Source organism: Paenibacillus sp. FSL W8-0919 (assembly GCF_038003785.1).
In the GTDB taxonomy this organism is placed as follows: domain Bacteria; phylum Bacillota; class Bacilli; order Paenibacillales; family Paenibacillaceae; genus Paenibacillus_AQ; species Paenibacillus_AQ lactis.
On the sequence record NZ_JBBOPV010000001.1, the window covers coordinates 5,412,908 to 5,435,354 of the forward strand.

The 22,447-nt window shown below is 53.3% G+C and carries 15 protein-coding genes; all 15 read right to left on the minus strand.

The features are described from left to right. Positions 1 to 27: 27 nt before the first annotated feature. On the minus strand, positions 28 to 924 hold the full coding sequence (locus tag NST44_RS24485) for a GDSL-type esterase/lipase family protein (protein WP_007129904.1): 897 nt from the start codon (positions 922 to 924) through the stop codon (positions 28 to 30). Between the two features lie 144 nt (positions 925 to 1,068). Further along, on the minus strand, positions 1,069 to 1,809 hold the full coding sequence (locus NST44_RS24490) for a CAP domain-containing protein (RefSeq protein ID WP_007129903.1): 741 nt from the start codon (positions 1,807 to 1,809) through the stop codon (positions 1,069 to 1,071). 232 nt (positions 1,810 to 2,041) lie between these two features. After that, the gene (locus tag NST44_RS24495; protein WP_007129902.1) at positions 2,042 to 2,503 is read right to left on the minus strand and encodes a GNAT family N-acetyltransferase; all 462 of its coding nucleotides are present in this window, start codon (positions 2,501 to 2,503) and stop codon (positions 2,042 to 2,044) included. 142 nt (positions 2,504 to 2,645) lie between these two features. Continuing rightward, positions 2,646 to 4,511 carry an ABC transporter ATP-binding protein gene (locus NST44_RS24500; protein ID WP_007129901.1) on the minus strand — a complete coding sequence of 622 codons (1,866 nt, stop codon included), beginning with the start codon at positions 4,509 to 4,511 and terminating at the stop codon, positions 2,646 to 2,648. Then, complete coding sequence (locus tag NST44_RS24505; RefSeq protein ID WP_007129900.1) at positions 4,508 to 6,286, minus strand: ABC transporter ATP-binding protein; 1,779 nt, start codon at positions 6,284 to 6,286, stop codon at positions 4,508 to 4,510. The genes NST44_RS24500 and NST44_RS24505 overlap by 4 nt, the downstream gene beginning before the upstream one ends. A 753-nt stretch (positions 6,287 to 7,039) precedes the next feature. After that, positions 7,040 to 10,693, minus strand: coding sequence for a dynamin family protein (locus NST44_RS24510; RefSeq protein WP_340900852.1), 3,654 nt, complete (start codon positions 10,691 to 10,693; stop codon positions 7,040 to 7,042). 996 nt (positions 10,694 to 11,689) lie between these two features. Beyond that, positions 11,690 to 11,971, minus strand: a complete 282-nt coding sequence (locus tag NST44_RS24515) for a hypothetical protein (protein ID WP_007129898.1) — start codon at positions 11,969 to 11,971, stop codon at positions 11,690 to 11,692. Positions 11,972 to 11,996: 25 nt separating this feature from the next. After that, positions 11,997 to 12,683 carry an endonuclease III gene (gene nth, locus NST44_RS24520; protein ID WP_007129897.1) on the minus strand — a complete coding sequence of 229 codons (687 nt, stop codon included), beginning with the start codon at positions 12,681 to 12,683 and terminating at the stop codon, positions 11,997 to 11,999. 92 nt (positions 12,684 to 12,775) lie between these two features. Then, positions 12,776 to 15,502: an S-layer homology domain-containing protein gene (locus NST44_RS24525; RefSeq protein WP_028403583.1), complete on the minus strand. Its 2,727-nt coding sequence runs from the start codon at positions 15,500 to 15,502 to the stop codon at positions 12,776 to 12,778. Between the two features lie 77 nt (positions 15,503 to 15,579). Beyond that, the gene (locus NST44_RS24530; protein WP_028403584.1) at positions 15,580 to 16,176 is read right to left on the minus strand and encodes a GerMN domain-containing protein; all 597 of its coding nucleotides are present in this window, start codon (positions 16,174 to 16,176) and stop codon (positions 15,580 to 15,582) included. A gap of 38 nt (positions 16,177 to 16,214) precedes the next feature. After that, on the minus strand, positions 16,215 to 17,594 hold the full coding sequence (locus NST44_RS24535; protein ID WP_028403585.1) for an N-acetylmuramoyl-L-alanine amidase: 1,380 nt from the start codon (positions 17,592 to 17,594) through the stop codon (positions 16,215 to 16,217). A 202-nt stretch (positions 17,595 to 17,796) separates the two neighbouring features. Then, on the minus strand, positions 17,797 to 18,498 hold the full coding sequence (locus tag NST44_RS24540; RefSeq protein ID WP_028403586.1) for a GerMN domain-containing protein: 702 nt from the start codon (positions 18,496 to 18,498) through the stop codon (positions 17,797 to 17,799). Positions 18,499 to 18,628: 130 nt separating this feature from the next. Beyond that, positions 18,629 to 20,059 (minus strand): N-acetylmuramoyl-L-alanine amidase family protein, encoded by a 1,431-nt coding sequence (locus tag NST44_RS24545; protein ID WP_007129892.1) that lies wholly within the window; start codon positions 20,057 to 20,059, stop codon positions 18,629 to 18,631. Between the two features lie 257 nt (positions 20,060 to 20,316). Beyond that, positions 20,317 to 20,919: a 3-isopropylmalate dehydratase small subunit gene (gene leuD / locus NST44_RS24550; RefSeq protein WP_028403587.1), complete on the minus strand. Its 603-nt coding sequence runs from the start codon at positions 20,917 to 20,919 to the stop codon at positions 20,317 to 20,319. 19 nt (positions 20,920 to 20,938) lie between these two features. Further along, complete coding sequence (gene leuC, locus NST44_RS24555; RefSeq protein WP_028403588.1) at positions 20,939 to 22,363, minus strand: 3-isopropylmalate dehydratase large subunit; 1,425 nt, start codon at positions 22,361 to 22,363, stop codon at positions 20,939 to 20,941. Positions 22,364 to 22,447: the final 84 nt, after the last annotated feature.

A 22,447-nucleotide genomic window follows, 5' to 3' on the forward strand; every position in this document is an offset into this window, starting at 1 on the left:
AATCGATGGGTTCCCTGTATCCCCGTTTTACTTCAAGCCCTGTACGATCCGGTCCGCAATGGCCTGATATCCCGCACCATTCGGATGGAAATGGTCGGATGACAAATAGGCATCCAGCTTGTGCTGAAACAGATCAAACGTGGGGACCAGCGTCATATTCGGGTCCTGATTCACGATTTCCATTACGCTATGATTCCATGTCGACACAACGATATTCCCCGGGATCTGCAATTCCTTCAAATCAGCGAACGGGTGGTACAGCCCGACATAAATGATGCGGGCATCCGGATTAATCGCCCGAAGCTTCTGCAGAATCGACTGCAGGCGCTCGGAGGCCTCAGGCAGCAAAGCCATCAGCTTGACTGGGTCGATCTCGAGCGCATCCGGGTCGGTCTCTTCGCTCAAAAGGCCGCTGTTCTGAAACAAATCGTTGCCGCCGATCGACAGCATGATTACGTTTGCCCGCTGCAGGGCGTAACGGATGCCTTTGTCGTCGAGCTTGGGCAGAAGCGCCTCGGTTGTCATCCCGTTGATCGCCAAGTTAGCAAGCAGCTTGGCCGATCGCCCGTCACCGTTCAGCTGATCGATGCTCCGCCGGACAAACCCGCTCCCGGTATTGTCCCCCGTTCCCTTGGCAAGAGAATCGCCGATCGCCGTGACGTTCAGGTGATCCGGCAGCGGCTGTGCAGTCGTCGTGTCTTCGTCCTTGCCCGCCTGCTCCTCCTGATCCGCCCCGGATCCATTCCCCGGCACGGCACCAGGCGCTGAGGGTGATTCGGATCCCGAATCGCTCCCTGCTGCAAGAGGCTCTCCTTGTGGATAGTTGATATCATTCCATGCATATATAAAGCCAATGACGAGCACAATGGTTGCCAATGCCGAGGCGCAAGCGGTAATCCTCCATATCCATGACGATGTTCTCATGACTCTCCCCCTGCAAAAATCCTCATGTACTCTACCATAAAACTTCTTTCAAAAATTTGCAAATCATAAAGCCAAAAAAAGACCGTCCCGAAACGCAAGAGCAGGCTCTCGCGATCAGGACAGTCCCCTGTAGATTATTCCGTATTATTGGCTGATAAATTCTTGCACCCAGTAACCGTTGTAGTATCCTACCCCGATCATCGTAAAGTTCGGAGACAAAATATTTTCACGGTGTCCCTGGCTGTTCATCCATGCATCCATAACTTCTTGCGGCGAACGCTGGCCTTTAGCAATATTCTCGCCGGCATAGCCGTAAGAGATTCCGTAAGCTTTCATCATATCAAACGGCGAGCCGTAGGTTGGGGAAGTATGGCTGAAGTAATTGTTATTGTTCATATCCTTCGCTTTATCCAGCGCAACTGTCGTCAGCTTGGCATGTACGGTAAGTGGCTTCAAGCCTGCCTTCGCGCGTTCTTGGTTAACGAGCTCGACAACTTGGGAAGCAAAGCTCGATTGCTCGCTCGTGCCCGTCGATCCGGATGGTTCGGACGGCTTCGCCGGCGTGCTTGTTTCCGGCTTGCTCGTTTGCGGCTTCTCCGCAGGCTGCTGAGTTTGCGGCTTCTCGTCTTCCGGCTTGGACGCTTCCGGTTTAGGCACCGCTGGTTTCGAGGTTTCAGGCTTTTCTGCCTGAGGCATTTGAGTTACCCATTTGAACTGTCCTTCCCAGCCTTGGGACTCCAGAAACTGCTGAATCTTTTGCTGCCAGCTTACAACATGGCTGTTCTCAGCCGGTGCAGCGGAAGCTGTTGTAGGAAGCATGATGCCTACGGCCATTACCGCGGCGATACTGCCGCCTGCGACTTTCTTCATCCATTGCTTATTCATGAAATTCATCATCTCCTGTAGTCTTGTTGTTGGGCCGCTTGATCCTCATAGATTCTAGAGGGTGAGTTCTTGGTGTCAGAGGATCAAGCGTTGGTAACATTTTTGTAACCATCTACGAACACATTGTAACATAATTGATACCCGCGACAAGTGCACAATTGTTGGAAATCCTTCAGATCAAACAAGAAAAAACCCATCCCGTGCCCGGGATGGGTTAACAAAAGGGATGCGGCTACAGCTTTTTGTTAAACTGATAGCCTGCCTTTTCAAATCCGATATGTTCATAAAATGCATGTGCCGGGGCTAATTCTTCCCGGTTGCCGCTCGTGAGAAACAAGAGGTCGCTGCCCTGCTGTCTTGCCCAAGTTTCTGCAGCTTGAATTAATCGTTTGCCAATGCCTTGGCGGCGGCAGCTTGAGGTTACAATAACCGAAGTAATTTGAGTGACCGGTTCGGTCATAACGAAGGATTTGACTTGACGAAGCATGATCATGCCGACGACGGTTCCGTCCAATTCAGCAACCATGTTGCAGTACAGCGGATTGCACGACATGTTCTCCATCCGTTCACGCATCACATTCAGCGTGGTCGGATAATTCAGTTCTCGCATCAAGGATGTGACAGCTTCCAAATCATTCTTCTCAAAGTTTCGAATCAGCAGTGCAGGCGCAGACAATACGCTTTCGATGCTCATTATACCCTCATGCTTCCCTTCTTCTATGAAATTCTTGAATCACTCTATTTCTATTTTGTAAGTTTATGAAGAAGATTGCAAGTGTCAGGCGACATTTTTTTTACATTTGTGTCGGTTTTGTTAAACCTTTGTTAAGACGTTTTTACAAAAAGCGGTATTGCGCTTCAATAAGTCCATGATAGGTTCCCTGCTTCTGCATAAGCTGGTTATGGTTCCCTTCCTCGATAATCCGTCCGTGGTCCAGAACGACGATATGATCCGCATGCCGGATCGTCGAGAGACGGTGCGCCACGATGAAGGAGGTGCGGCCTTTAAGCAGGACTTTTAGCGCTTCCTGGATTTTGAGCTCGGTTTCCGTATCGATGCTCGCCGTCGCCTCATCCAGAATCAGGATTCTCGGATCGGCAAGGAGCGCTCTGGCGAAGGACAGCAGCTGGCGCTGACCCATGGACAGCATGTTCCCGCGTTCTTCGACCTCGGTGTCATAGCCGCTCGGCATTTGAACGATGAATTCGTGAGCGCCGACCGCTTTGGCCACCTGCTCGATCTCCTCGTTCGTTGCATCCAGCCGGCCGAAACGGATATTGTCCCGAATCGTTCCGGAGAAGATAAACGTATCTTGAAGCACGATGCCGATCTGGTTGCGCAGACTCTCCACCGTGACCGATTGAATATCATAGCCGTCGATGGTAAGCTTGCCGTCCGTAATGTCGTAAAAACGGCTCAGCAGATTGATAATGGTGCTCTTGCCGGAGCCGGTGTGTCCGACGAGGGCGATCGATTGCCCGGCCTTTACGTCCAGATTGATTCCTTTCAGCGCCTGTCGGCCCTTCTCGTATTCAAACACAACGTTCTCAAGCTTGATGTCCCCTTGAATCTTCGGCAGCTTGACTGCGCCCGGCTTATCATCGATGCTCGGCTTCTCGTCGATAAACTCGAAGATTCGCTCCGAGGAAGCCATGGCAACCAGCAGCTGGTTATACATTTGACCAAGTCGGTTGATCGGCTCCCAGAAGTTTCCGACATATTGGGTAAAGGCGATCAAGAGACCGATCGTCAGCTCCTCTTGCTGTATGAGCGTTGCACCGAGCCAGAACAGAATCAGCGTTCCGAAGCCGCCCGTAATTTCAATCAGCGGACCGAAGGACTGGTTCATGGCCGAGGCCTTATCCCAAGACTTTTTGCTGTCCAGGTTCATATGATCGAAGAACTTCATGTTCTCTTCTTCCTGCGTGTATGCCTGGGTCACCCGGATCCCTTGAATCGACTCGTTCAAGTGGGAGTTGATGCGGGAGTTCCGGATGCGCACGTCCTGCCACGCCCGGCGGATCCGTACGCGAAGCTTCGTGGAAATGAAGAACATGATCGGCACCGTAACGATTACCGCAAGACCGAGCTTCCAGTTAATAACGAGCAGAATAACGACAATGCCGACGAGCTGAACGCAGTCGATGATCAGATTGACGACCCCGTTCGTGAACAGATCCTGCAGCGAGTTGACGTCATTCGTCACCCGCACGAGCACCGATCCTGCCGGCCGTTTGTCAAAGAAGTTAAAGGACAGCCGCTGAATGTGCCTGAACAAGTCGGCGCGAAGATCGTAAATGACCCGCTGCCCGATAATATTCGTGTACTTGATCCGGAAGATGCCTGCGATCCATTGAATCACGTACATGGCCAGCACGGCTATCGTAATCTGATAGAGCAGCGTCAGGCTCGGACTTCCGTTTTCCGGCTCGATGGCATGGTCAATGGCCTGACTTGTCAGAAAAGGAATCGCCAGCTTCGTGATCGTTCCGATGATCATCATCAGCCCGACCAGCGGCAAAATTTGCTTAGCGTAAGGCTTCATGTACGAGATCAGCCGCGTCAGCTGCTTCCAGTTAAACGGTTTCTCGATCGCATCGTCATCCTTGTATACAAAGCGTTCGTTCTTCGCCCCCGGGTCCTGTTCGGACTTGGGAGCCTTTCTCCTATGATGGGGTTCTGTATTTACGTTGGCGTTCATGCTTGCACCTGCCCTTGCTTCCCTCCCGCTTGAGCCTGCCTCGCGATAAGGTCCGCATATTGTATTTTGTATACATCCTGGTATGGCCCCGGTACTGCAATCAATTCCTCATGCTTGCCGCGCTGAACGACCCGGCCTTCGTCGAGAACGAGAATTTCGTCGGCATGGCGCAGCGAGGAGATGCGGTGGGCGATAATAAAGGTCGTTCTTCCCTTCATGACTTCCTGGAAACCGGATTGGATTTCATGCTCGGTCTCCATATCGACCGCGCTCGTCGCATCGTCCAGTATCAGAATCTTTGGATTTTTCAGCAGGGCGCGGGCAATCGCGATCCGCTGCTTCTGGCCGCCGGATAACCCCATGCCCCGCTCGCCTACGATCGTATCGTAGCCGTCCTTCATTTCCATAATAAAATCATGCGCCTTCGCCAGCTTTGCAGCCCGAATGATATCCTCCATGCTCACGTCTTTCATGCCGTAAGCGATGTTGTTGCGAATGCTCGACGAGAACAGGAAGGTCTCCTGGAATACGGTAGCGATCTGGCTTCGCAGGCTGCGCACCTTGATGTCATTAATATTGATGCCGTCCAGCGTGATGGTCCCCTGGTTCACGTTGTACGCGTGCATAAGCAGCTGAATGATCGTCGATTTGCCGGATCCGGTTCCGCCCAGCAGGCCGATTACCGAGCCTGGAGGCGCATTCAAATTAATGTCTTTGACAGCCGCCATTTTGTTTCCGTATGCGAAAGTCACTTCGTTGAATTCGACATGCCCCTTCACTTCGCTAGGCACCAAATCCACGGCATTCTCGCGGTCCTTCACGTCAATCGGCTGATTCAGAAGCTCCAGCACCCGTTCGCCGGACGCCTTCGATTGCGTATAGTTGTTGATATGGAAGCCGATCCCCCACAGCGGTCCAATGATGTACCAAATCAGGGTAAAGAATGCCGCCAGCTGTCCGACCGACATCGATCCGTTAATGACCAGGCTTCCTCCGACGCCGAGCAATATAACGACGCTGATGTTTGCGAACAGCTCCATCATCGGGAAGTAGCGTGCCCACAAGGAAGATGCAAAGATCTGATTCGTCTTGTAGCGTTCGTTGCGCTCCGAGAACTTCTCGACTTCATGCGGCTCGCGGGCGAAAGACTTGACCGTGCGGACACCCGTAATGTTCTCCTGTACGGCCGTGGTCAGCGAGCTGAGCGCAAGCCGCATCTCCTGGAACGCCGGATGAATTTTCGATTCGAATTTGAGTGCGGCGACGACGAGAAACGGCATCGCGACAAGCGTGATCAGCGTCAGCTTCCAGCTGATCGTGAACATCATGATGGACCCGAAGGTGACCATCAGCACCAGATTGAGCAGCTGTGCGAAGCCGAAGCCGATAAACATCCGGATCGCTTCCAGATCGCCGGTCAGCCGCGACATCAAGTCCCCGGTGCGTGCCGTGTCATAGTAACGGAACGATAAAAATTGCAATTTTTCGTAGCAGGCGTTACGCAGCGAGTAGGCGAGGTAGTTGCCCAGCCTCCCTCCAAAAAAGCCGTGCAGAAACTGCATGGAGGCTTTGAGGATGACAACCCCCAATACGGTCAGTGCCAGCTGCGGAACCATGCCGAAGTTCTCCATCTTGATCGCATCGTCAATCAGGACTTGCAAGAGGTACGGGTACACAAGTCCCAGCGCCGTTGCAATCGCCAGACAGAGAATGGAGAGAAAGAGATAACTCCGTTTCTCCCAAAAGAAGCCCTGCAGTTGCCTAAGAACATTCATGATTTTCCTCCGTAGGATTTTTTTCGTTCAGGTTATGTAGCATTTATGAAGTTTATCATCGACCTGAACGGGCGGCAAAGAGAAATAACGGTCATAAATGAGCCAAAAGGACCTAATGAAGGCAAATAGTTAAACTTATCTTTGTTTACTGATTAAATAATCGTTAATTCTCACCTATGCTACTCTTTCTCCCGGAAGCGACCGCTTCGGGCAGCCACTGTGCATTTCGTCCCGGTTCCGGACTTTTTGGAGAAGGGTATCGGAAGGTTGGTTTTCTATGATTTCTGTCCCCAGGAGCCTGCATCTATGCTTGTCGTCCGAACGTCGACGCTGTTGATCTGTTGATCGTACAGCAGTCATTAGTCGACGCTGTTAATCGGCAGCAGTCATCATTAGAACATGGCAAGTGCAGGGGCAGGCGCCAAATACATGGGGTTTGTGCAGCCATTGCTCTTCAATCACGCGAAATAAAGTTACATAAAAAGGTAATTCACGGTTCCATAAAAAGAGACGCCTCCGCCGCCATGATGCATGGCTCGGAAGACGTCTGCGCTATGGATGTTTATTCTGCAAAGCAATGGACCGTTTTTACGCACCTTTGCATGTTCCGTTCGGTGCGTGTAACGTTTTTACGAACCTACTGTCATCCATTCAAAACCTGGAACATACTTGGCGCGGATTTATCCGTGACCCGTATTTGTTCAATTGGATTAGGAATATCGTCCCCACTCGGTTGAAACAAGGATGCCGGAATCAGCCTTGAAGAGGTCCGGCCGCCGTCAGCTCCTGCAAATCGTCAGCCAGCTTATTCCACACTTGCGGGGATTGCCCGTCCTTCAGCGAGTCGATGATGGCTTCAACCGACTCCTGAAGCTGTTCCTCAAGCGCTCCTGCATGATGGCGCAAGGAGTTGGCGACCATGCGGGCATAATGCTCCGCCAGCTGCTCCTCGCGCTTGCTGACGACGGCGGCGATCGCCTCCTTCACCTTCGGCTCGGCCGCTTCGCGGAGCTTGACGCTGCCGCTGCCCTCAAAAAAGTGCTTCGGATTTTTGAACAAGGACCAGAATGCCAGCCAGCCTCCGTCGATCGAAAGCTCCGTTTCGGCAAGCTCCGGAGACGGCCAATCCGGCTCCCGCCGGAGGGTGAGCGCCAATCCCTCCTCCATCGCTTGAATATCGGCTGCCGCTTTTCCGGCTGCGCCTTCGGACAGCTTGCGTCCCGCCTGCTCCAAACGGAGCGTTGTCGCCCACAGCTCCTGATCCAGCTCCAGGGACAGCGTACGCAGCAAATCCTGGCCGCACGCGGCAAAAGCCGATTTCATATTTCCGCTGTCTTCGCGGAGGACGGACGGGTTGAACGATTCCTGGAAGAATCGGTTCATCGCGTAATCGAGCCGCTGCCGCACATGGAACAACAGCTCGCTGCATTCCTGCGTTATATCGCGGGCCATCGTATCCTCCGTTAACTGCTCTAGCCGAACAAGCGCCTGTCTTCGCACTTCTTCCATCGCTTGGATCTTCTGCTGGCGCGTCGTAGCGTCCTGAGCGGCAAGCTCGGCCCATGTCCGAATCCGGTCCCGGATGGAAGCCACCTCATCATACCCGGCGCGCAGCGACAGCTTCGGCAATTCAACCGCGGCAAAGCGCCCAAGCGCCTCCTCGAATGCCGGAAACCCCGATGCGGCGAGGATTCCGGCATCGTCCTGCAGCTTCCCGGTTAAGGCCGATTGACTCGACACCGGATAAAGATGCGGACTGCCGACGCCGTTCGCCGTCAAATTGCTGCGCACGTGCTTGATGACTTCCCCCAGCTCCTCTTCAGACTGGGCAAGATCGGCGGCATTTACGATAAAGAACATTTTATCAAGCGCGAAGCTGTCCTTCACCCGTCCGAGCTGGGACAGGAACTGGCGGTCCGCTTTGGAAAAGGCATGATTATAATACGTCACATAGACAATCGCATCGGCGTTTTTAATATAGCTGAACGTGACGCCCGTATGCCGGGCATGCAGCGAGTCTGCTCCCGGCGTATCGACCAGGACGATCCCCTGCTCGGTGAGCGGGCAGCTGTAATACAGATCAATCCCGTCCACGAAGCAGGATTTCCGCTCATCGGCGACATATCCGCGGTATTCCGGCAGCTGCACAAGCTCCGTCGTCCCGAGCCTGCCCTCCATCTCTTCCCAGCCGGCAGCCGCCGCCTTCAGAAATCCGTAATGCGGCAAAGCTGCCGGATGCAGCCCCGATGGTGTCAGCTGTTCCGCTGCCGCCCTCCAGCGGTCCGGGCTCGGCTCTGGCAATCCCAGCACGCTGAAGGAATACTTCAGATCGTCCCACCACATCTCGCGGCTCTTCATGCGCACGGCTGCGGTCCCATGAGGCTTTCCTTCAGCCGGCGCGAGAATGCGGTTCACCGCGGCCGTCGTCGGGTGCGGTGAAACCGGCAGCACCGCTTCGCCAAGCAAGGCGTTGGCGAAGGAGGATTTGCCGGCGCTGAACGCTCCGAACAGCGCCATCGTGAACGAGCCGCCCGCGAGCGCCTCGGCGCGGGCGGTCAAATCCCGCGCGGCGGAGCCCAGCGCGGGGTACGGCGCCAGCAGCGCGGCGGCCGCTTGCAGCTGCGCTGCCGCAGCGTCAAGCTGCTGGCGCCGCTGGGGCGCCCCCGGCGCAGCGCTGCTGCGGCGCGGAGCGGTGCGCCCCTGCCCCGGCTGCGCAGCCGGGGCGCCGCCTTGGGCAGCCGCCTGGGCGGGCTGCCCTTCCGGCTCCCTCACCTCCGGCAGGAGGCCGGGGGTGAGGGAGGCGCGCGGCGGGAGCAGCTGCGCCAGCTCCGCCGCGCGGGCGGCTTCCGCCTGCTGCAGCGCAGCATAGCGGGCGGAAGCCGCTGATTGCGCCAGCAGCTCCTCCTGCTGGCGCCCCAGCTCCTGCAGACGAACGGCTGAAGCGTCCGTCAGCACCGCCTGCAGCCGGTCGGCCAGCTCCGACACGGCACGGCGATAGCTGGCCTTGATGCGCTCGGCCAGCTCCCGGCAATAGTTCAGCACATACTCCCCGGAAACAATCGCATCCGACTGGATCCCGCCTGTAACCATATCCTCCTGAACCGTCGGCAGCTCATGATCCAGCATGCTTTCCCATTCCGTATTCCACTCCGTATAGCTCTCGGTGATGCTACGGAACAAATGTCGGACATGCCAATCGACCTGAGCGGAGATCTGTTCCTTCAATCGGGCATGGAACGCTTCCAGACGGCGGCGCTTCTCTTCTTCGGTCTTTCCGCCCGAGAATAGGAAGCCGACCTTGAACCCGCTGCGGCGGCTCTCCAAGAACAGGCGGGCGAGCTCGCGCACATCCGCCGGCGTTAAGTTCGCATTGGCAAGAAGAGAATCCGCCTCGCTGCGAAGCGCTTGGCGGGCAGTTCCGGGCAGCGATTCCGCCTCCCGCTTCCGTGACTCCAGCTCTTCAAGGCGCGCCTTAAGGGCCGCTGCCGCCTCCTCACCGCCGATTTCCTCAAGCAGCCGTTCTTTCTCGGGCTGGAGAGAGCGGGCGAAAGCGTCCACATGCTGATCCGCCGCATGATGCATGGAGCAGGATACGCTGTAGCCAAGAAGCGGATCTTTAATCGCGATAAGTTCACGAATCAGCGACTTGAGCCGCTCCCATTGGTTATAAGGATGCTCCTTCACCTTAAGCGACGTGCAGAGAAGTCCTTTATAGGCAATTTTCCACTGCGCAAAGGCCTTTTTCACGTCCTGCAAATAATCCGTTATCGACAGCTCCTGGTCCCGATGCTTATCGACCTGATTCACGATAAGATACAGCGGCTTTCCCCAATCCGACAAGCTTTTCGCAAACAAGAGATTGCTCTCCGACTGCACATGGTTATAATCCATCACGTAAAAAACGACATCGGCCATATGAAGCGCGGAGTGGGTAGCCAAACGGTGACCGTCATCCGTTGAGTCTACCCCCGGCGTATCCATCAGAACGCCGGATTCCCCGAGCAGCGGAATGTCCTCCCATACCTCAATGGCTGAATAGGCTCTGCCCTCTTTGCAATAATCAGCCAGCTCCTCAATCGTCACCGTCATCGGCTCGCCATGATCATCGGCTGCGCGATGAATGAGGGCTTTCGGTGTGCCGCTGCGGATCGTGACGATATTGGCGCTGGTCGGCACCGGACCGGATGGCAGCACTGGTTTGCCGCAGAGCGCATTGATCATGCTGGACTTGCCGGCCGAGAAGTGGCCGCAAAACGCCAGCGTCAGCTCCCCGCTCGCTCCCTTGCGTATCAAATCCTCGGCTAGAGCCGCTGATGATTCGTCATTCCAATCCAAAAAGCGGTCCTTAACCGTTGTCATCGTCTTGCTAAGCTCATGGGCTCCCAGTTCACGTTCGGCTATCTTCAATGTCCTTTCTCGCTCCAATCCATGAATCTTATATTTCTGACACATTCTATTCACATCTTTTTATTGTATCATCGCTTGGGCATTAAAGGAATCATCGCATTTCGATCCCGCTGCGATTTTGCGACATTTCATGAGCGAAGAACACGTTAAGCTCCTCCCCGAATCCATCCTTTCATGCTTCGTGAAGCGGACATGCCTCGTTATCAAAAATTATGCAGCCTGATCCCCCGTGGATGGTGGGTGAACTACTTGCTTGTGACTTTAAAGTACAATGCACTACATGCGGTGGTTGATTTCACTCCCCTATGTTAAGGAGATGCATGAATGGTTCTTCCGATTCCTGTTGTTACGGAGGTGGGGATATCCGCCTGCAAAAGCGAACGAAAGTCTATGCTTCCGGTCGCTGCCTTCTGTTCGGAATGCGACGGAAAAGCTATTCCCTTCTTCAGATACAGTGCTCGCTTACCGTTCGTTATAATCATTCGTATGGTTCTAACTCATCGTCTTCCGATCTCCTGTTCGATGTGTATGTATCCGGCTTTCTATCCACATGTCCGTTGTTTACGATTCCTTCGGTCCAGAGATCATCTTATTATATTCTTATATTAATGAAAGAAAACAACGCATCCGGAGAGGACTCTAATTAACCGACATGCTCCTCTCGTTCCCCGTGCCCGTTTGCTTCTTCGAGATTACGTCATCGGGTGAACGATACGTCATATCCCCCGCAAGCATTTCCCCCGTTGCTTCCTCAACATACGAAAAGGCTACCCCGGGTCATAGACCTTACGGGACAGCCTCTTGTCAAACATCGGATCGATTGGATACCTCACTCGTAAACATCGGGAACGGTTAGCAGCAATGCCCTGCCGCCTTTCGCTACCCGAAGTTCTCTCAGGCGCCTTCCTGAGGTCCTGAAGAAGTATCGCTTATGAAAATCCGTGCCGCTGTGCTCAGCTTAAATGAACCAAATTGCGAAGCGCAGTCAAACGAGCTTTACGATACTACGGTTCCGTCTTCCGCCGGAATCAAAATTTCAAACACGCTGCCGTGCTGCAGAATCGTTAAACCGCGGGATTTGTCGCGCATAACCACGACTTCGGGCTTTTGCGACATTCTTTCCAAATAGTGTTCCGGCGCGTCCCCGGAATGGCTGAAGGTCACGCCTTCCACCTCTTGCTCTTCATTCTCGTTCAGTTGGTTTTGGCTCTCCACCACATGCTCGAAAATATCGGAGAACAATTCAAAGTTGTCGGTATAAACGGAGATGCATTTCATGTGTTATCCCATCCTCTTATCTTGTCTATGTCTTGCTTACTCTCGGCTGTTCCTTATTCTTCCTGACTGCCGATGTTTTCATACGCTTCTTTCCTTCACGGCAGACATCAAGGAGCGGGCAAATCTGGCACTGCGGATTTTGTGCTTTACAGTGGTACCTGCCGAAGAAAATAATCCGATGATGCGTTATCGTCCATTCCTCACGAGGCACCCGCTTCATCAGCTTCTTCTCCACCTCCAGCACCGAGTCCTTCCACGCAGCCAGACCAAGACGCTTGGACACTCGCTCGACATGCGTATCCACAGCGATGGCCGGAACGCCGAAAGCATTCGATACGACGACATTCGCCGTCTTCCGTCCAACGCCCGGCAGCTTGACCAGCTCGTCATGAGCTTCCGGCACCTCGCCGCCGTACTGCTCGATCAGGATCGCGCACAGGTTCTGAATATGCTTCGCCTTATTACGGTATAAGCCGATCCGCCGGATATCCTGCTCCAGCTCCTCGAGCGGCACCGATACGTAATCCAGCGGAGTTTTGTATTTCTGAAACAGATCCTTGGTCACTTTATTCACGGTTTCATCCGTACACTGGGCGGACAGCAGCACAGCGATGGTCAGCTCAAACGCATTGCTGTGATTCAGTTCGCAGTGTGCATCCGGAAACATCGTTGCCATTGTATCCAGAATATGACGTACCGTTGCCGCATTCATAATATGAATTCCCTCCCGCAAAAAAAAATCTTGATGCGAAGAAGCCCCCGCATCAAGACGGTGTGTCTCAAGTAATCCCCGGATGATAAATCCTACTGTTTTACAATCTCCACAACGACACCGTTGTTCAGGTACAGTACAATATTATCATTTTCCTTCAGGGATTGCACGGATAAAGTCGTGTCACCTTGATGAACAAATACTTTATCCGACAGGGCGAAGCGATAGTTATCGTTGATCGATTTGCGCTTCACCTGGATTTCGGAATTGCTGGACTGCCAGAAGGAGCGCTCCAGCTTTTCCATCACATTAATAATCGTCACGCCTTGAATATCCTTACGGATTTCAACGCGATCTGAAGCGGCAAGCGTGCTCAAGTTCGTAGCCGTCGAGCCGTTGCGGACGACCTTCACTCCTGCGCTTACCCCAATGGCTTGACTGTTGCCGGCATAATCCTTCACGGTCACCACATTACCGGATGCGTCCACATTCGTGATCTCGCCAAGCGTCAGCTTCACTTCAGATATGGCCACGGCCGTGTTACCTTGAAGGGATATGTTGACCAGCGTGCCCGGACGGAGGTCGGCAAGCAGGATAGCTTGTCCGCTCTCGCCCGTCAGCGTTGCTTTATCGGTATAAATATCGCTGGTCGTTCCGTTTGCTTTTACACGAATCCGGTTCTTCGAAGGCTCCGTAAAGACAACCTCGAACTGGGCTGCCGTCTTCACTTTTAACGTCTGCAGATAATCCTGGTTAGTCGACAATTGAGCTGACACTTCGTCACCTACTCGGACATCCGCCAGCGATGCGGAAGATTTGCCGAAAATTTCAACGATCAGCGTGGTGTTATACGGAATTTCTTCCACTTTACCGTTCGCGTCCACAATCGAGATGATTTTCTTGGACGTATTGATGCTGCTGACCTTGCCTTCGACCTTGTATACAACTTCCAGCGACAGTGCCCGGGTCCCGATAACCGACACGCTCACTTTGCGTCCTGCGCCCAAGAGCGGCTCCACTTTATCGAGCGTCGTTCCCGTGCTTGCTTCGAGCTTCGTCTTCTCATCCAAAATGATGACCCGCGGCTGGTTATTCGCATCACGAACGGTCAACCAACGCGTCTTTGGATCATAGTTCACGATGGTAGCGGCATCGAGCTGTTCCATCTGCCGGCCGGTTACCTCAATCTTGGTCACTTGCTCTTCCCCATTGATCGTCAGCAAAACCTTGTCTCCGGAAACGGCATCTGCCAGCAGATCCGAGAGAACCGGCTTCGCTACGCCGCTGACGATAATCTCAGGCTTGTCAGCCAAAAACTTCGTTTCGAGCTGCGTGCTGCCATTCCGCTTGTAGGTGATCGTCTTGCCGTTCTCTTCAACCGCATACAGCATGCCTTGAACGGTACGTTCTACGCTTTGCGCAACTTCCACGGACTGAAGAACGCTGTTCTCCACCAAGAATTTCACCGTGTAGCCCGCCTTCAGCTCAGCCGGAGTCAGAATTTGATTCTGGTAACGGATCACGGTCTTCTCGTCCCAGGCAAACGTATCCTCGTATCCTGTGCTGTCCTTCAGAGTGATCGTCTTATTTACGGTGTCGATGCTCGTGATGACGCCCTCAGACGACTTATTCACCAGCCCGCTCTTAACGCGAATCGATACGATTCGTTTTTGCGGGCTGAAGGTTTCGCGTTCAATGGTAAGCAGGCTGCCTGCTGCAAGGGTCTTCGGATCAATTTTATTCCCGTTTTGATCGAGGAACAGCGTATTGGCATCATAGCTCAGCTCCTCAAAGGTGCTGCCTGTATCGAACCAAATGACATGATTTGGCGACAGTCGTGCATATGTACGCTCGAAACGCTCCACTTGCTGTGCAGGATCCTTGGTTTCCACATAAGCCGCAGTTCCGTTATTCGCTACGACCACAACCTTCGTATAAGGTTTCAGATCGGAGAATTGCTGTCTCTTCGCGGAATCCGAAGTAAAGTACGCGGTCGATGCATCCAGCTTGAACGAGTGCAGCTTGCCGTCAACGTACAATTCGAGCTTGCCATTATCCAAGGAAGCGATATAGCCTTCGTATTGGTTGACATATTTCGTATCGATATACGCTTGCGCACGGCTGAAGAACGTTGCCAGCTGGGCTCTCGTCACAGCTCCTTGCGGATCGAACTTATTGCCGTTGACGCCCTGGGCCAGCCCTAACTCTACCGCTACGTTCACATAGCCAAGGCGATCCGGAGAAATTTTGGCATTATCTGCAAAGCCTGTCGCATTATTCTTGGCGGCATTTGCCTCCGCGGTACGTCCGATGGAACGCACCAGCATTTCGGTAACCCATTCCCGCGATGCTTTCTGCGCACCCCAGATGACCTTTTCGTCCGAATAACCGGACTCCTTTTGCTTGTCGAGCAGGCTTTGCTGAAAAGCCAGTTGAACGTACTGCGTGAAATAATCGTTAACTTTAATATTTGTCGGTAATGTCGCAGCGCCGCTGCCTAGCTGATCCTGCATGCTTAAAAAGCGGATCGCCATCGTCACAGCTTCCTGCTGTGTAACCGGATCATTCGGTCTGAACTTTCCGCTACTCCCCGTAACGATCCCTTGTGCCGCCAACTGATAAATGTACTTTTCTCCCCAATAGCCTGCAGCGACATCACTGAATGCTCTTAGGCTTGATTGCGTTGTGCTTGCTGCCGTGCCTCCCGACGTTTCATTTGCTGATACGGCGGAAGCGCCGCCCCCCAATGCTATAAGTCCGGCCATGACGGCGGAGACCACTTTTTTGGAATGAATATGTTTGCTGTGTCTAAGTACCATTCTCTTTCCCCTCTCCTAACTACTGCTTCATCATATACTACTATTCGACAGCAGATCGTGATCTCCTTCAACCATCATTACCGAGTCATCGGATTTTCCATATCGACGTGCCCCATCAAGGACTCCGTCTGCTGTCCGTCGACGAGAAGCTGGATCGATTCCACCTCGTCGAACTGGAAAAATGTCTTCTTGAGCGCATCGACAGCAAACGACTCTCCGCCGGCCCCCAGATTGGCTTCGTCCGGAACGGCTACATCAATCGTCAGCTTGCCGCTTTCGAATTGTACCGAATGAAGCTGGATTTTCTCCCACAGCGGAAGCTTGTCCGCATCGCTGCTCTGCTGGAGCGTCTTGAATGCGGCCTCGTATTTCCCAAGCTCATCCTTATAGGAAATCTCAGCTCTACCTTCGACCAGCTCCATCATCTCGGGGTCGGTATAATACGCTTTGATGCTCTCCGTCTTCATTTCGGGCGCAGTCGCTTCGTTTCCGGCTCCTGACGTCCCGCCCGAGCCGTTCGTCACGCCGCCGCTTCCATGGCCTGTCTGATCTTCGGGTGCAGGAGTTACCTGCTCCGGCGTGTCGTCCGGCGCAGCTCCGGGCTTCTGTCCGCAGCCGGCGCCGATCAGCATGACGGCTGCCAGAAATCCGGCCGACCATATTTTTTTGTTCAAAATCGCCACCTCCTGCAAATTACACTGGACTCGTCTCATCAATTCACATTCAAATAATTTTTAATACCGCGAACAATGGCCGCTGCCACACGATCCTGGGTTGCGGGATCAAACAGCTTGCTCTCATCGGTCTTGTTGCTCATGAAGCCGACTTCCAGCAGCGCTCCCGGCATCTTCGTCTCGCGAATGACATGGAAATTGCCGTATCTTACTCCGCGGTCCTTCAAGCCCATGGCCTTGACGATTTCTTTGTGCAAGGCGGCTGCCAGCGCTTTGTCGGATTGGTCGTAATAATACGTTTCCGTGCCCGTTGCGGCGGAAGGGCCGCTGTTCGCATGTATCGATATGAAAACGTCCGCTTTCAGATCGTTCGCCAATTTTGCGCGATCCTTCAGCTCGAGAAATTTATCCGTGCTTCGGGTCAACACAACATCAATATTCGGTTCATTCGCAAGCAGCTTCTCGACCTTCAGCGCCATGGCAAGGTTGAAATCCTTCTCCCTCTTCTTCGTGACGCCGATTGCCCCCGGATCATGATCCCCATGACCGGCATCAATCACGACGATCTTTTTGCCGCTTGTACCCGGTGATGGATCTGTAGCAGCAGTCAGTGCCACGGTCAAGATCCCGGAGCCGTTCTCAAGCCCGGAAACCGTATAGTTTGCCGGTTGGTTCAGATCAAGCACGATCCTAACCGTGAGAGGGCTGCTGTTATAGAGCGAATAACGAACCGACTTCACGTCGGAGTACCCGGACACCGCCATCTGTCCGAATTTGTTCACTTCGTCATAATCGTTCATGGTGCCGAAGCTGTCAGAAAACTCCGTATTGACCATATCGATGACGATACGGTCCGGATTGCCCAGCTTCGAAATGCTCGGTTTGGCATTGCCTGTGACAGCAACCATCAGTTTATTGTCGCTGAAGCTTATGCCGTCTACCGTGGCCGTGTGGGCCCCATCGGCTCCATCCGGGTTGCTTCCTGCATTGCCGGAAGTCAAATGCACCGATTTTGTCCCGTTGTCCCATCGAACCTGCATCCCCATCTGTTCACTGACAAATCGAATCGGAACGATCGTCGTCCCGCCTCGAAGAACCGGCGCTTTGGTCATTTGGACCCGCTGCCCGTTGATGTCGGCATACTGGCTTCCGATAGTCATCGTTACTTTCTGGGATCCGTCTTGGACAGTTACCGTTTTGGTTGCCTTACTCCAATCAACCTGAAAGCCAAGATTCTCGGATACGATTCGAATCGGCACCATGACCGTCCCATTGATGTTTTCCACCTTGGCACCCGATGACACATTGATTTGTTGACCGTCCAGGTAAATTTTTGCGCTGTACGAACTTGCATCCGCCATCTTAGGAAACGCAATCATCATGACAACCAGAAACAATAAAAAACCGAACTTCTTCATCCTTCACCCCTACCATCCTATTATTTTGCCATAGATTGGCGTTTCTGCAATCGGCCTGTCCGACATTACCTGACAAACTTTAGACGCTGACCCTGGCTGAAAGTTGCGAAATTGTTCCCATATTACCAAAAAAAACTCCTACTTCATCACTGAAATAGGAGTTTCGGCTTTCATATATGAGAAACCAAGTAGTTCAACAGTATTATTTTCGAGTCATAGGATGTTCAATCTCCACATGCCCCATCAAGCTTTCGATCTGCTGTCCGTCGACCAGCAGTTCGATCGATTTGACCTCTTCAAATTGGAAAAAGGTCTTCTGCAAGGCGTCAATGGCGAACATTTCACCTCCCGCGCCCAGATTCGCCTCAGCCGGCTTGCTGATGTCGAGCGTCAATGCACCTTGATCGAACTTTAACGATTTCAACGTAATTTTATCCGACCATAACGGGTTAAGGGATGCGTCAGAGCTCGTTTGGAGAGCCTCGAATGCTTTTTTATACTTATCCTCGTCACCCGAGTAGGTGATCTCACGGCTTGCCTCTTTAAGCTCCATTACCTCCGGGTCGGTATAGTAGAGCTTGATGCTCGACTTATTCTCAGGGTTGACGGCAGCATCTACCTTCTCAGGTTCAGTCGGAGGCGTATCCTTTCCGCTGGCCGGTGGTGTTGTGCTTTCCCCGCCGGACGCAGTCTGGCCTGTTCCCTCCGGTACTCCAGCGTTAACCGGTTCTACTGCCTCATCCTCGTTATCTTGGCCAGCCGCCTGATCGCCTGGATCCGCCTGATCCGCATCCACGGTCTGTTCCGGAGTATCGGCGGGGGCTGCAGCCGGCTTCTGGCCGCAGCCTGCGCTAAAAACAAGCAGCAGCGCCAGCATTCCTGTCATCCAATATTTCTTGTTCATCGTTGTGTCCCCCTCTAGGTTCATAAAATCTTGTACAGGTAATTGTACGTGAAGGAAGTATTCAGGTCTCATCATTTTTTTATCCGTCCTATGTAAGTAGCTGCGGTTCGATGAGCCTCAAGTAAAAACCTCACTTAAGATATTCTTTTATACCCTCAACAATACCTTGTGCAACACGATTCTGAAAATCTTCGTTAAACAACTGGGCTTCATCACCCTTATTGCTCAGGAAGCCGATTTCGAGGAGGACCGCCGGCATCTTCGTTTCCCGGGTTACATGCAGGCTGCTGTATTTAACGCCCCTGTCGAACAGCCCAGTCGCTTTGGCCAAATGCTTGTGGATCACATTGGCGAGCTGTTTGCTCGCATCTCTCGTATAATATGTTTCCGTGCCGTTCGGACTGCTGGACGTGCTGCTGTTGCCGTGGATCGAGACGAAAATGTCCGCTTTCAAATCGTTGGCGATCTTCACCCGATCCTTGAGTCCTAGCGTGGAATCATTGCTGCGCGTCATCACGACTTCAATGTTCTTCTCATTCTTAAGCAGGGCCTCAACCTTGAGTGCCAGGTCAAGGTTCATGACCTTCTCCGATTTGCCCGTCACGCTGGTCGCCCCCGGCTGACTGCCGCCATGTCCGGCGTCGATGACCACAATCTTCTTGCCGCTTCCGGATACCGGAGGAACAGGCGGTATCACCATATCTCCCTCTGCATTCAGATCCACGATCGTCAGCCCCGATTCATGAGTCACCCCGTAGCTCGCGGGTCCGTTCAAATCAATGACAACCCGTACTGTTGACGGGCTATGGCTGAAAAGCGCAAACCGGATCTTGGCTACGTCGGGATAATCCGTTACGGCCATCTCGCCGCCGCTGCTGGGATTCATTACGTGATCGGCCAGAAAGGCTTCGGAAAATGCCGTATTCGGCAAATCCACCACGATGCGGTCCGGCCCCTTCATCGGAAATACACTCGGAGCAACCGTTCCCTCTGTGGAGATCATCAAACGATTGTCGCTGAAAGAAATCCCAGTCAAGGTCGATAAATCGGCGTTATTCCCAGGAGCAGACGAGTCCGTCCCCGAACCTCCTCCGCTCCCCGGCGAGGTACCTGCATCCGGAGACGAAGGAACGGGCGATGTCAGGTAGACCGCTTTTGCTGCGTTGTCCCACTTGACGTCCAGGCCCATTTGTTGGCTGACGAAGCGCAGCGGGACCAGCGTCGTGTCCCCGCTTAATACCGGAGGAAGATTTAAATCGACCAGTTCGCCGTCCAGCTCCGCTTGAGCGTTGCCGACAACCATGCGCACGCTCTTGTCGCTACTCGACACCGTCACCGACCGCGAGGACTTGTCCCAGCGCACGTCAAATCCGAGGTTCTCCGATACGACCCGGATCGGTATCATCACATTTCCCTTGATGTTGTCGACTTTGACGCCGGACGACAAATTCAGCTGCTGTCCGTCCAGATAAATGGCTGCGCCGGAAGAAGCCGCGTCCACGGACTTAGGAAACACCAGCAAACATAGAATCAGCGCCAACAAAAAACCTAACTTCTTCATGAATCCACCTCGATCATCCCATGATTGAATTTTCTACATATAGAACCGACATACCGACAAACCGCCACTTACAATCTATCATTTATGTAAATCGGCATTTTCGGAGAAAAAATGTACCGGACAAATACCGACATTCACGCTCTTCTGTGAACAATTGCTGCATATTACTTCCATCATACCAAAAAAAACTTCCATTTCCTACATAAGAAATGGAAGTTTAATAATCTTGTAATCTTTTGACGAGCAAACCTTCGCAATTAGGCAAACAGACGGGATGCGTGCTTCTTCTCGTAAGCGTCGATCTCGCTCTCGTGCTGGAGCGTCAAGCCGATATCGTCCAAGCCCTGAAGCAGAAACTGGCGGCGGTGCTCATCAAGGTCGAAGTCGATATGAAATCCTTGATTATCGGTAATCGTCTTGCTCTCAAGATCGACGTTCAGCTGATAACCGGCATTGGCATCGGTGCGCTGGAACAGCTCTTCCACCTGCTCCTCGGAAAGCTTGATCGGCAGAATGCCGTTCTTGAAGCAGTTGTTATAGAAAATATCGGCAAACGACGGTGCAATGACAACGCGGAAGCCGTAATCCAGGATTGCCCAAGGCGCATGCTCCCGGGAGGAACCGCAGCCGAAGTTTGCCCGCGAAATCAGGATCGAAGCGCCTTGATAACGCGGCTGGTTAAGCGGGAAACTTTCAATTTCCTCCCCCTGCTCGTCAAAGCGCCATTCATAGAACAGGAACTGCCCAAACCCTGTGCGCTCGATCCGTTTCAGAAATTGCTTAGGTATAATTGCGTCGGTATCGACATTCACGCGGTCGACAGGCGCCACGATACCGGTTAATTTCGTAAATGCTTGCATACGTTTCTCCTCCGTCCTCTTAGCTTACAACTTCTTCAGCAACAAAATTCCAGTCGCGAACATCAACGAAATGGCCTTTCACGGCCGCCGCTGCCGCCATGGCAGGAGATACGAGATGCGTTCTGCCGCCGCGGCCTTGACGTCCTTCGAAATTCCGGTTCGACGTCGAAGCGCAGCGCTGTCCTGGCTGAAGCACGTCCGGGTTCATCGCAAGACACATGCTGCAGCCCGCTTCACGCCATTCAAAACCGGCTTCGATGAAAATTTTGTCAAGCCCTTCCTTCTCGGCTTGGAGCTTGACGCGTCCCGAGCCCGGAACGACGATTGCCGTCACGTTATCCGCCACTTTGTGGCCTTTGGCAACCGCCGCCGCTGCACGCAGGTCTTCGATGCGTCCGTTGGTGCAGGAGCCGATGAACACGTAATCGATCGGAATTTCCGACATCGGCGTACCAGGAACGAGCGCCATGTATTCAAGCGCCTTTTCAGCAGCTTTCCGTTCGTTTTCCGTCTTGAAATCGGCCGGATTCGGAACGGTTGACGTAATGTCGGTTCCCATGCCCGGGCTTGTTCCCCAGGTTACTTGCGGAATCAGCGATTCAACGTCGAATTCCACAACCTTGTCGAACTCGGCACCCTCGTCGGTTACGAGCTCTTTCCAAGCTGCTACAGCCTCATCAAAGGCTTCGCCTTGCGGCACGTATTGACGTCCGCGCAAATATTCGAAGGTCGTCTCATCCGGTGCGATCATCCCTGCTCTCGCTCCGCCTTCGATCGACATGTTGCAGACCGTCATCCGCTCTTCCATCGACAGCTCCCGGATCGCCTCGCCCGTGTATTCAATGACGTATCCGGTCGCAAAATCCGTTCCGTATTTTGCGATGACGCCAAGAATCATATCCTTAGCCGTTACGCCTGGATTGCGTTTGCCTACAAAGCGCACTTCCATCGTCTTGGCTTTCGCCTGCTGAAGGCACTGCGTTGCAAGCACATGCTCAACCTCGCTTGTGCCGATCCCGAAAGCTAGCGCTCCGAATGCCCCGTGCGTGGAGGTGTGGCTGTCGCCGCACACGATCGTTTTCCCCGGATGCGTCAGTCCCAGCTCCGGTCCCATGACGTGAACGACGCCCTGATCGATGGTGTCCAGATCAAACAGCGTTACGCCGAAGTCCTGGCAGTTCTTGGTCAACGTATCGATCTGCTGCTTGGAGATCGGATCCGTAATGTTATAGCGGTCCTTAGTCGGCACGTTGTGGTCCATCGTAGCGAATGTCAGCTCCGGACGGCGCACTTTGCGGCCGCTGAGACGCAGTCCCTCGAACGCCTGCGGCGAAGTCACCTCGTGAACGAGATGCAGGTCGATGTACAAAATGCCCGGTTTACCCTCTTCCTGATGAATAACGTGATTATCCCAAATCTTCTCGAACATTGTCTTCTTACCCATCAATATCACCCCATTGTTCTATCGTCCATTGACAGGATGACCGCCCTTGATCGCCTTGTGGTACAAGCTTTGCAGCGCATCATC